We start from the raw sequence: 11,197 nt of genomic DNA on the forward strand, positions 1-11,197 counted from the left end.
GCATCCGGGGCGTGCGCGCGCTGTTGCGGAGAGTGGCGAAGCGGTTGACTGAACTGCCTCGCAAGAGGCCGGCCGGGCCACCGGCTCCCCCCTCGTACAGCGGTGGCCCGGCCAGGGACCGGGCGGCGGACCGGGGGGCGGCGGTGTGTCAGCGGCCGCGCGCCGTTCACGGCCGGTCGCGCGGCTCCGCGCGCTGCCGCGGGGTGTCCGGGGCGGCGTCCGCCGCGTCGCACCAGGAGTGGTGCAGCACCAGGAGGGCCACGTCGTCGGGCGGTCTGCCGCGGGTGTGCCGCAACAGGCGCGTGAGGACGCCGCCCACCACGGCCCGCGGTGAGACGGCGCCGCCGGCCATGGCCTCGTCCAGCGCGTCCGCCAGCGGAAAGAACCGGCCCTGCGCGTCCCGGGCGTCCTCGGCGCCGTCCGTGCAGAGGAACAGGGCCTCACCGGGGTGCAGTTCGCCGAGCCGCACGGCGAGCGGGTCGGCCGGCAGCGGGAACACGCCGAGCGGCGGCAGCGGTTCGGCCCGGGACAGGGGCTCTGCCCCCGGCCCGCCCAGCCGGTAGGGCCAGGGGTGCCCGCAGTTGAGCGCGCGCACCTCGCCGTCCGGGCCGATCTCCAGCAGCAGGGCGGTGACGAACTCCTCGGCCCGCTCGTCGGGCGGGCGCCCGCGCAGGTGCTGGGCCAGCGCCTCCTGCAGACCGTGCAGCACCCGGCCGAGGCCGGGCTCGTGCGCGACCCCGTGGAAGCCGTCCAGCACCGCGCCGGCCGCCCGGGAGGCGTCCGGGCCGTGCCCTCGTACGTCGCCCATCAGGACCCGCACGCCGTGCGCGGTGCCGACCACCTCGCAGAGGTCGCCGCCCGCCGCGGACCGGCAGCCGGCGGGCAGCTGGGCGGCGGCGACCCCCAGTCCGCCGACGCACGGGGGCAGCGGGCGGGGCAGAGCGCTGGTACCGATCATGCCGATGGCCCCCCAGGTAGGCCGAAACAGCGCAGACCGGCCCCGAAGGGCCGGTCCGATTGTGTCGCCGTGCGGCCCGGCAGGACCAGATCACCGACGCTTCCCACCCGAACGAGTGAGCCGGGGGCGGGGGCGCCGCCGGGCAGCGGCCCGTCGCCCCCGGCGGCGTCAGCTGCGCAGCTCCGCCCCCGTGCGCTGCGCGGCCAGCGCCACCGCCGCGTCCCGCGCGGCGGACGCCTCGTCCACGGTCAGGGTGCGGTCACCGGCCCGGAACCGCAGCGCGTACGCCAGGGACTTGCGGCCCGTGCCGATCTGCTCGGCGTTCTCGTACACGTCGAACAGCCGGATGGACTCCAGCAGGTCGCCCGCGCCCTCGCGCAGCGCGGCCTCGACGTCCGCGTGCGCCACCGTCTGGTCGACGACCAGGGCGACGTCCTGCGTGGCCACCGGGAAGGCGGAGATGCTCGGCGCCTGCGGCGTGCCGTCGCCGGCCTGCTCCAGGGCGTCCAGGTCCAGCTCCATCGCGCAGGTGCGCGCGGGCAGGCCCAGCGCCTTCAGCACGCGCGGGTGCAGCTCACCGGCGTGGCCGACGACCCGCTCGGTGGAGCCGGCGGCGACCACGAGCTCGGCGCAGCGCCCCGGGTGCCACGGGCCGTACCAGCCCTTGCGCACCACGAGCCGGGCACCGGCCTCGCGGGCGACCGTGCGGGCGGCCTCGACCGCGTCGGCCCAGTCGCCGGTACGGCCCTTGCCCCACCAGCCGGCCTGCTCGCGGGCGCCCGCGAGGACGACGGCGACATGGCGCGGCTGCTCGGGCAGCGCGTCGTTCAGCGCCGCCAGCTCCTCGTCGGCCGGGCGGCGGTCGACGGGCAGGTGCGCCGCGGCGGCGCTCTGCTGCGCGCGCGGCAGGAAGACCAGCCCGGTCTCGAACAGCGCCAGGTCGTGCGAGCCGCGGCCGTCGTTGCGGCGCAGCGCGCCGAGCAGGCCCGGCAGCAGCGACGTACGGAGGGCGGGCTCCTCGTCGTTGAGCGGGTTGACCAGCTTCACCACGCGGCGGGCGGGGTCGGCGGCGTCCAGGCCGAGCTGGTCGAAGACCTGCTCGCTGACGAACGGGTAGTTCGGTGCCTCGACGTAGCCGGCCCCGGCCAGCGCCCGGCCGACCCGGCGGTGCAGCCGCTGCCGGTGGGTCAGGCCGCGGCCGGACGGGGGCTTGGGCAGCGTGGAGGGCAGGTTCTCGTAGCCCTCCAGCCGGATGACCTCCTCGGCGAGGTCGTTCTGCTCCAGCAGGTCCGGCCGCCAGGACGGCACGGTGACGATCAGCTCGTCCTGCCCGTGGACGTCGCAGCCGATCTCCTGGAGCCGGCGCACCACGGTCTCGCGGCCGTAGGTGACGCCCGCGACCCTGTCCGGGTGGTCGGCCGGAACGGTGACGGTGTGCGGCGCGGACGGCGCCATCACCTCGGTGACCCCGGCGTCGGCGGTGCCGCCCGCGAGCAGCACCAGCAGATCGACGGTGCGCTGCGCGGCGGCGGCCGCGGCCTGCGGGTCGACGCCCCGCTCGAAGCGGCGGGAGGCCTCGGAGGACAGCTTGTGGCGGCGGGCGGTGCGCGCGACGGACACCGCGTCGAAGTGCGCGGCCTCGATCACCACGTCCGTGGTGGCGCCCTCGGTGTTCTCGTGGTCCGCGATCTCGGTGTCGGCGCCGCCCATGACGCCCGCGAGGCCGATGGGGCCGCGCTCGTCGGTGATCACCAGGTCCTCGGCGTGCAGCGTCCGCTCGACGCCGTCCAGGGTGACGATCCTCTCGCCCTCCGCGGCCCGGCGGACCCCGATGGGGCCCTGCACCAGGGAGCGGTCGTAGGCGTGCAGCGGCTGGCCGAGCTCCATCATCACGTAGTTGGTGACGTCGACGGCGAGCGAGATCGGGCGCATGCCGGCCTTCTGCAGCCGGCGCTTGAGCCAGATCGGGGAGCGGGCCTCGGGGAGCAGCCCGGAGACGGTCCGGGCGGTGAAGCGGTCGCAGCCCGTAGGCTCGGAGACCTTCACCGGGTAGCCGTAGGCGTTCGGCGCCGGCACGTCGAGCAGGGCCGGGTCGCGCAGCGGCAGGCCGTAGGCGATGGCGGTCTCGCGGGCGACGCCGCGGATGGACAGGCAGTCGCCGCGGTTGGCGGTGACGGCGATGTCCAGCACCTCGTCGACCAGCTCCAGCAGCTCGATCGCGTCCCTGCCGACCTCGGTCTCGGGCGGCAGCACGATGATGCCCTTGGTGCCGTCGTCGCCCATGCCCAGCTCGTCGCTGGAGCAGATCATGCCGTGGGACGTCTTGCCGTACGTCTTGCGGGCGGAGATCGAGAAGCCGCCGGGCAGGGTGGCGCCGGGCAGGACCACGACGACCTTGTCGCCGACGGAGAAGTTGCGGGCGCCGCAGACGATCTCCTGGGGCTCGCCGGTGCCGTTGGCCCGGCCGACGTCGACGGTGCAGAAGCGGATCGGCTTCTTGAAGCCCTCCAGCTCCTCGATGGTCAGCACTTGGCCGACGACCAGCGGGCCCTTGAGGTCGGCGCCGAGGTGCTCGACGGTCTCGACCTCCAGACCGGCCGAAATGAGCTTGGCCTGCACGTCACGACCGGTCTCCGTCTCCGGCAGGTCGACGTACTCCCGCAGCCAGGAAAGCGGGACCCGCATCAGATCTCCATCCCGAACGGCCGGGTGAACCGGACGTCACCCTCGACCATGTCTCGCATGTCCTCGACGTTGTGGCGGAACATCAGCATCCGCTCGATGCCGAACCCGAAGGCGAAGCCGCTGTACTTCTCCGGGTCGACGCCGCAGGCGGTGAGCACCCGAGGGTTGACCATGCCGCAGCCGCCCAGCTCGATCCAGCCCTCGCTGGAGCAGGTGCGGCAGGGCCGGTCGGGGTTGCCGACGGACTCGCCGCGGCAGACGTAGCAGACCATGTCCATCTCGGCGGACGGCTCGGTGAACGGGAAGAAGTTCGGCCGCAGCCGGGTCTTCATGCCCTCGCCGAACAGCGACTGGACCATGTGGTCCAGGGTGCCCTTGAGGTCGGCCATGGTCAGGCCCTCGTCGACGGCGAGCAGCTCGACCTGGTGGAAGACGGGGGTGTGCGTGGCGTCCAGCTCGTCGGTGCGGTACACGCGGCCGGGGCAGATCACGTACACCGGCAGGTCGCGCTCCAGCAGGGAGCGGACCTGCACCGGCGAGGTGTGGGTGCGCAGCACGACACCGGACTCGGAGCCGCCCTCGGGGCCCTGCACGAAGAAGGTGTCGGCCTCGCCGCGCGCCGGGTGGTCCGGGCCGATGTTGAGCGCGTCGAAGTTGAACCACTCGGCCTCGGCCTGCGGGCCCTCGGCGACCTCGTAGCCCATGGCCACGAAGATGTCCTCGATGCGCTCGGAGAGCGTGGTCAGCGGGTGCCGGGCGCCCGCGGACACACGGTCGTACGGCAGCGTGACGTCCACCGCCTCCTCGACCAGCACCCGGGTGTCCCGCTCGGCCTCCAGCTCGGCCTGGCGGGCGGCCAGGGCCTGGTTGACGGCGCCGCGGGCCTGACCGACGCGCTTGCCGGCCTCGGCCTTGGCGTGCGGGGGCAGGGCGCCGATCTCGCGGTTGGCCAGCGCCAGCGGGGAGGTGCCGCCGGTGTGGGCGACCTTGGCCTCCTGGAGCGCGTCGAGGGAGTCCGCGGCGGCGAAGGCGGCGAGCGCCTCGTCCCGCATGCGCTCGATCTCTTCCGGTTTCAACGCCTCGACCTCGACTGGGTCGTACGACTTATTGGGTGCCGACATCTCTTCCCGTGCTTCCGATTGGCTGGCTGGAGGTCCCCGTCAGCGACTCGCGGACAGTGCGTCACGGCTTTCGGGACACATGGGTGCCAAAGGCCGAGTCTAACGGGGTGGGGATCCGCGGACGCGCCCGTGGCCGTCAGGCGAGATACGCCGGGGCCGCCACGGGCAGCGTAAATCGGAACTCCGCGCCGCCGCCGGGGGCGCGGCCGACCGTGATGGTGCCGCCGTGGGCCTCGACGATGCCCTTGACGATGTACAGCCCGAGGCCGGTGCCGCCGCGCTTGCTGCCCCGCCAGAAACGGGTGAAGACGCGGTTCATGGACTCCTCCGGGATGCCGGTACCCTCGTCGCTCACGGTGACCGACGTGCCGGCGTCCTCTCCTTCGCGCGGGGACGCGGCGGGCGTGACGTCGATGGTGACGGTTCCCTCGCCGTGCCGCACCGCATTTTCCAGCAGGTTGCTGAGCACCTGGTCGACCTTGTCGGGGTCGGCCCACAGGTCGGGCAGCGGCTGCTCGACGCGGAGCAGGAACCGGTCGGCGGGCAGGCCCGCCGCGACGTACGCCTGGATGTGCCGGCCGACGGCGGCGCCGATGTCGACGGGCTGGCGGCGCACCTCCAGCCGCCCGGAGTCGATCCGGGAGATGTCGAGCAGCTCGGCGATGAGCCGGGTGACGCGGTCGGCGTCGGCGTCGACGGTCTCCAGCATCAGCCGCTTCTGGTCGTCGGTGAACCGCTCCCACTTGGCCAGCAGCGTGGCCGTGAACCCCTTGACGGAGGTGAGCGGCGAGCGCAGCTCGTGGGCGACGGTGGCGATCAGCTCGGCGTGGCTGCGCTCGGTGCGGCGCCGGGCCTCGGTGTCCCGCAGCGAGACGACGACCCGGCGGACTGGGCCGGTGGGGCCGCTGCGGACGTAGCGCGCCGAGACGAGCACCTCCCGCCCGCCCGGCAGCAGCAGGTTCCGCTCGGGCTGCCGGACCCGGGTGGCCAGGCCGCCGTAGGGGTCGGTCAGCTGCCACCAGCGCCGGCCCTCCAGGTCCTCCAACGGCAGCGCCCGGTCGAGCCGCTGCCCGAGGGCGTCGGTGGCGGCGACGGCGGTGATCCGTTCGGCGGCGGCGTTGAAGCAGATGACATGGCCGTGCTCGTCGGCGACGACCAGGCCGTCGGGCAGGTCGTCGGGGTCGACGCCGAGCTCGGTGTGATCGCCGTACCGGGCCGCGGCCGGGCGCCTGACGTCCCGTTCCCCCGGAGCGCTGCTCGTGCCGACGCTCATCCGCGTACTCCACCTCTCAGACGGCGCAGGAGGCCCCCGAGCCGGTCACCCTACTAGTTTCCGGTGACGGAGCGGCAGCCTCCGGGCGCGCGCTGCGCCCGGGCCGACGCGTAGAGGCATACGGCCGCGGCGGTCGCCAGGTTCAGGCTCTCGGCCTTCCCGTGGATCGGGACGCGCACGACGGCGTCGGCGAGTGCGCGGGTCTCCTCGGGCAGGCCCCAGGCCTCGTTGCCGAAGACCCAGGCGGTCGGCCCGCCCATGGTCTCCTGGTCGAGTTCGTCGTCGAGGTCGTGCCGTCCGGCCCCGTCGGCGGCGAGGATCCGCACCCCGGCCTCCTTCAGCCCGGCCACGGCCCGCTCGACGGGCACCCCGACGGCGACCGGCAGGTGGAACAGCGAGCCGACCGAGGCCCGCACGGCCTTGGGGTTGTACAGGTCGACGGAGGCGTCGGTCAGCACGACGGCCTCGGCGCCGGCGGCGTCCGCGCAGCGCAGCACGGTTCCGGCGTTGCCCGGGTCCCGCACGTGCGCGAGCACGGCGACGAGCCGGGGCCGGGCGGCGAGGATCTTCTCGAAGGGGGTGTCCAGGAACCGGCAGGTCCCGACCAGCCCCTGCGGGGTCACGGTGGTGGAGATGTCGGCGATCACCTGTTCGGAGGCGAGGTGCACCCGGGCGCCGACGTCCCGGGCGGCGCCGATGATGTCGGCGTACCGCTCGGCGGCCTCGACGGTCGCGAACAGCTCCACGAGCGTCCCCGGCTGCGCTCCGGCCTCCCGCACGGCCTGCGGCCCCTCCGCGAGGAACAGCCGCTCCTTGCCCCGGAAGTTCCGCCTGGCCAGCCGCCGCGCGGCCAGGACCCGGGGGGAGTGGGGGGAGATCAGCTCGGGAACGGCGGGGGACATCTCAGCTCACCTTCACAACGACTTCTCCGCCGCAACGGCGCTCGACCACGACGGCGCGGTCCGGCGGTGCCGAACCGGCCGCTCCTCACAGAAACCTCCGGCGCTGCCGGGCCGGCCGCTCCTCACAGAGCAACGGACCCGCAGGCAAACCCGCGGGTCCGTTCTGTCACGACGGCTTCGGCTCACGCCCGGAGCTGCGTCACGCGGCCTTCGGCGCGTTGACGTCCGCCGGGAGCGCCTTCTGCGCGACCTCGACCAGCGCGGCGAACGCGGTGGCGTCGTTCACGGCGAGCTCGGCCAGGATCTTGCGGTCGACCTCGACGTTGGCGGCCTTCAGACCCTGGATGAAGCGGTTGTACGTGATGCCGTTCGCGCGGGCAGCGGCGTTGATGCGCTGGATCCACAGCTGGCGGAAGTCACCCTTGCGCTTCTTGCGGTCGTTGTAGTTGTAGACCAGCGAGTGGGTGACCTGCTCCTTGGCCTTGCGGTACAGGCGCGAACGCTGACCGCGGTAGCCGGAGGCCTGCTCGAGGATCGCCCGGCGCTTCTTGTGGGCGTTGACTGCCCGCTTGACGCGTGCCACTTGTTAACTCCTTGTAGCGGGGCCGTGGGTGTCCTCACACGGCCCGGAAACGATTGGGTCCCGGTCCAGACGCACGGCGCTCGGGGCGCCGGCGCGTCACTTGCCGAGAAGCTTCTTGATCTTCTTGGCGTCGCCCGGGGCCATCTCGGCGTTGCCGGTGAGGCGACGCGTCAGACGGGACGACTTGTGCTCGAGCAGGTGGCGCTTGCCGGCGCGCTCACGGAGCACCTTGCCGGAGCCGGTGACCTTGAAGCGCTTGCTGGCACCGCTGTGCGACTTGTTCTTCGGCATAGCGCCGTTCTCTCCTCGATCGGTGGCGCTCCGGTGCCCGGTCGCGAAAACCGGGCACGGTGGAGCGTCGCTCTTGTTTCGGTTACGTCCTGGGACTGTCGTCCCGGGGATCACGCCTCGGCGGGCTCCTCGGCGGGGGCCTCGGCATCGGCGGGGTTCTGCGAGCGGCCGGGATTGGCCTTCGCGGACGCCTTGCGGGCCTCCTGCGCCTGGCGAGCCTCGGCCATCGCCTCGGTCTTCTTCTTGTGCGGACCGAGGACCATGATCATGTTGCGGCCGTCCTGCTTCGGGTTCGACTCGACGAAACCGAGGTCCTGGACGTCCTCCGCGAGGCGCTGCAGCAGCCGGTAACCCAGCTCGGGCCGGGACTGCTCGCGTCCACGGAACATAATCGTGATCTTGACCTTGTCGCCCTGCTTGAGGAACCGGACGACGTGACCCTTCTTGGTGTCATAGTCGTGCGGGTCGATCTTCGGCCGGAGCTTCATCTCCTTGATGACCGTGTGCGCCTGGTTCTTGCGCGCCTCACGGGCCTTCATGGCCGACTCGTACTTGAACTTCCCGTAGTCCATGAGCTTGCACACGGGCGGACGGGCGTTCGCCGCGACCTCGACCAGGTCGAGGTCGTACTCCTGGGCAAGCTCCAGTGCCTTCGCGAGCGGCACGATGCCGACCTGCTCGCCACTGGGACCGACAAGTCGCACCTCGGGAACGCGAATCCGGTCGTTGATGCGGGGCTCGGCGCTGATGGATCCTCCTCGGTAGCACCACACGGCGGTCTGGCGGACAGCCGCGTAACGTCTGTGTTCGTAAGACCTAACCGCGCCGAAGCACAAAAAATGCCCCGGACGATCACAGGCGGGGCTCCTCGAACTACCGGAGCGACCGCCGCGGTGACCGCGGGGCGCACTTTCGGGCGGTTGCCGCCGCTGGGGGCGGGGCCGCCTGACCGGTGACCCGCCGCCCGGAGGGCGGTCGGGTGGGAGTTCGAAAGCCTCCACTTGTGGGCCGGACTCGCGAGCCGTGAGGCATACGTGTCCGACCGGTCGTTACACAAGGTTAGCAGCTCGGCCCCGGAACGGCTAACCGAGGCCGACTGGGGCCGGTCCCCGCGCTGCCCCTATGGTGAACGGCATGAGTGAAGAGACGCCCGACTTCAACGCCATGACCCGCGACATCGCCGAGGTCCCCGCGGTCGAGGTGATCGTGACGGTCGCCGTCAACCTGATGAGCGCGGCCGCGGTGAAGCTCGGTCTGACCGAGGAGGGCGAGAAGCACAAGGACCTGGACGAGGCCCGCAAGCTGATCCACGCCCTCGCGGGGCTGCTGGACGCGAGCACGACCGAGATCAGCTCCTTCCACGCGGCCCCGCTGCGGGACGGGCTGAAGTCCCTCCAGCTGGCGTTCCGCGAGGCGTCCCTCGTCCCCGACGACCCGGGCCAGGGCCCGGGCGAGAAGTACACGGGTCCGGTCTACGGCTAGACCTGCTCTTCCCGCACGTACAGGGGCTCGCCCGGAGGGGTGGTCCCGGCCGGCAGCAGTGCCAGGTCGAGGCCCCGCACCAGGCGGGCCCGCAGTGTCTCGTCGGCGGCCATGCGCCCGGCCACGGCACGGGCGGCCTCGGCGGGGGCGGCGGCCGGGTCGAGGACGAGGGCCAGGGTGCCGTCCGCCGGCCCGGGCCCGAGGTGGGCGCGGAGCACGGCGGGCTCGGCGGCCACGGCGGCCCGGACCGCCGCGAGGACCGCCGGGTCGGCGAGCGGGTCGGTGCTCGTCCGCCCCTCCGCCAGCGCCAGCAGCGCGGGACCGGTCAGCTCGAACGGCACCGGACCGGCCAGGTCCAGCACGACCGTGTCCGCCTTCTCGTGCGCCGCCGCTTGCAGGGCCTGGTGCAGCGGTACGGCCACGGGGCGCGCCTGCGGGTCCCAGCGGGCCAGCGCGTCGGTGGAGGTGAAGGCGGGCAGGGCGGTGCGGCCGCCGGCCTTGAGGGTGGGGACGGCCATGTCGCTGGTCTTCTCGCGGCGCAGCCCGTTCTCGTCCTGTTCGGCCTCGCCGAGCACGGCGACCACCGGGACCAGCAGCCGGGCGCCCTTCAGCGCGGCCAGCACGGGTGCCACGGCGGTGCGGTCCTCGGCCCAGGCCGCGAGCGCCGCGCTCAGCCGGGGATCGGCGGAACCGTCGTCGTCGGAGAAGCCGGGGTCGGGGATGTTCTTGTTCGCCACGGTCACCGACCCTATCGGGGGGATCCCGCGGGGCCGATCCCGCGGGGCCGTGCGGGCCCGGAAACACGGCCGCCACCCGGCTCACCGCTTTCTCAGCCGTCCCTGACACAGATCTCACCTGGCTGTAACGGCCCGCACAGGCGCCGCCCCCAGGATCGCGCCATGGAGTTTCCCAGAGCCCGCCGCGTCGTGGTCTGCGCCGCCGTCGCGGCCGCGGTCGCCCTCGGCGGTACGGCGGCGGGGACGGTGTTCGTGCGGGCCCACCCCGGGGCACGGGCCGTATCGTCGGCCGTGACACCGTCGGCGTCGGTGCCGGCGAGCGGGGAGGCGGGGGTGGATGCCGTGACACGGCCGACGGTGGACCGTGCGGCGCTGCTGGCCGAGGCCATGGCGGCCGTGCCGGTCGAGGACGGGGCCGAGGTGTCGGTGGCGGTCCTGGACCCGGAGTCCGGGGAGAGCGCCGTGTACGGCGACGGCGCCTTCGACACCGCGAGCGTCGTCAAGGTGGACATCCTGGCGGCGCTGCTGCTCCAGGCGCAGGACGCGGACCGGGACCTGACGGCGGCGGAGCGGTCGTACGCCGCCGCGATGATCGAGCGCAGCGACAACGACTCCGCGTCGGCGCTGTGGCGGGCGATCGGCGGGGCGGAGGGGCTGGACGCCGCCAATGCGCGGTTCGGTCTGACCGGCACCGAGGGCGGTGACGGGATGCTGTGGGGGCTGACCCGGACCACGGCGGCCGACCGGCTCGTCCTGCTGCGCCAGGTGTTCACGGCGGACTCGGAGCTCGACGCGGCGTCGCGGTCGTACCTGGCGCGGCTGATGGGGCGGATCGCGGAAGGTCAGCGGTGGGGGGTGTCGGCGGCCGCGGACGGGCCGGCGTGGGCCCTGAAGAACGGCTGGCTGCCGCGGAGCGCGACCGGCCGGTGGGACGTCAACAGCGTCGGCCGGGTGACCGTCGACGGCCGCGTCCGCCTGGTGGCCGTGCTGTCGGACGGCAACACGACCATGGAGAAGGGCGTCTCGCTGGTCGAGGCGGCGGCGTGCGCGGCCGTGTCGGTGTTCACCGGCCGGCCGCCGGCCTCCGCCACCGCGTCCGGCACCCCCTAGTAGTGCTTGGTCATGTGGGTGTCGGGGGCGGTATGTCGCGGTGGCAGGTGGGGCA

11 protein-coding genes are annotated in these 11,197 nt (G+C 73.5%); 2 read left to right on the plus strand and 9 right to left on the minus strand.

Going from position 1 to position 11,197, the window contains the following annotated elements; translation table 11 throughout:
* Positions 1-166: 166 nt before the first annotated feature.
* The 8 genes from ACFF45_RS13370 to infC form a co-directional block, all read right to left on the minus strand.
* Complete coding sequence (locus ACFF45_RS13370; protein WP_381345964.1) at positions 167-958, minus strand: PP2C family protein-serine/threonine phosphatase; 792 nt, start codon at positions 956-958, stop codon at positions 167-169.
* A 168-nt stretch (positions 959-1,126) separates the two neighbouring features.
* The gene (gene pheT / locus ACFF45_RS13375) at positions 1,127-3,643 is read right to left on the minus strand and encodes a phenylalanine--tRNA ligase subunit beta (RefSeq protein ID WP_381345965.1); all 2,517 of its coding nucleotides are present in this window, start codon (positions 3,641-3,643) and stop codon (positions 1,127-1,129) included.
* Positions 3,643-4,764 (minus strand): phenylalanine--tRNA ligase subunit alpha, encoded by a 1,122-nt coding sequence (pheS, locus tag ACFF45_RS13380; RefSeq protein ID WP_381345967.1) that lies wholly within the window; start codon positions 4,762-4,764, stop codon positions 3,643-3,645. Before pheS ends, pheT begins: the two co-directional genes overlap by 1 nt.
* A 136-nt stretch (positions 4,765-4,900) precedes the next feature.
* On the minus strand, positions 4,901-6,037 hold the full coding sequence (locus ACFF45_RS13385) for a sensor histidine kinase (protein WP_381345969.1): 1,137 nt from the start codon (positions 6,035-6,037) through the stop codon (positions 4,901-4,903).
* A gap of 53 nt (positions 6,038-6,090) precedes the next feature.
* Positions 6,091-6,939 (minus strand): TrmH family RNA methyltransferase, encoded by an 849-nt coding sequence (locus ACFF45_RS13390; protein WP_381345971.1) that lies wholly within the window; start codon positions 6,937-6,939, stop codon positions 6,091-6,093.
* Between the two features lie 199 nt (positions 6,940-7,138).
* Positions 7,139-7,522 (minus strand): 50S ribosomal protein L20, encoded by a 384-nt coding sequence (gene rplT, locus ACFF45_RS13395; protein WP_004933571.1) that lies wholly within the window; start codon positions 7,520-7,522, stop codon positions 7,139-7,141.
* 96 nt (positions 7,523-7,618) lie between these two features.
* A complete protein-coding gene (rpmI, locus tag ACFF45_RS13400) occupies positions 7,619-7,813 on the minus strand; it encodes a 50S ribosomal protein L35 (RefSeq protein WP_007829094.1) in 195 nt (64 codons plus the stop codon).
* Positions 7,814-7,923: 110 nt separating this feature from the next.
* Positions 7,924-8,586: a translation initiation factor IF-3 gene (gene infC / locus ACFF45_RS13405; protein WP_189699607.1), complete on the minus strand. Its 663-nt coding sequence runs from the start codon at positions 8,584-8,586 to the stop codon at positions 7,924-7,926.
* 361 nt (positions 8,587-8,947) lie between these two features.
* Between infC and ACFF45_RS13410 the strand changes: the two genes are divergently transcribed.
* The gene (locus tag ACFF45_RS13410; protein ID WP_381345972.1) at positions 8,948-9,295 is read left to right on the plus strand and encodes a DUF1844 domain-containing protein; all 348 of its coding nucleotides are present in this window, start codon (positions 8,948-8,950) and stop codon (positions 9,293-9,295) included.
* On the opposite strand, the gene ACFF45_RS13415 is transcribed toward ACFF45_RS13410, so the two are convergent.
* Positions 9,292-10,032, minus strand: a complete 741-nt coding sequence (locus ACFF45_RS13415) for an SseB family protein (RefSeq protein WP_381345974.1) — start codon at positions 10,030-10,032, stop codon at positions 9,292-9,294. The genes ACFF45_RS13410 and ACFF45_RS13415 overlap by 4 nt on opposite strands.
* A 162-nt stretch (positions 10,033-10,194) precedes the next feature.
* On the opposite strand from ACFF45_RS13415, the gene ACFF45_RS13420 reads away from it, so the two are divergent.
* Entirely contained in the window at positions 10,195-11,142 is a 948-nt protein-coding gene (locus tag ACFF45_RS13420) for a serine hydrolase (RefSeq protein WP_381345976.1), read from the plus strand.
* The last annotated feature ends 55 nt before the right edge of the window (positions 11,143-11,197 follow it).

This window comes from Streptomyces cinereospinus (assembly GCF_042430725.1).
GTDB lineage: Bacteria > Actinomycetota > Actinomycetes > Streptomycetales > Streptomycetaceae > Streptomyces > Streptomyces cinereospinus.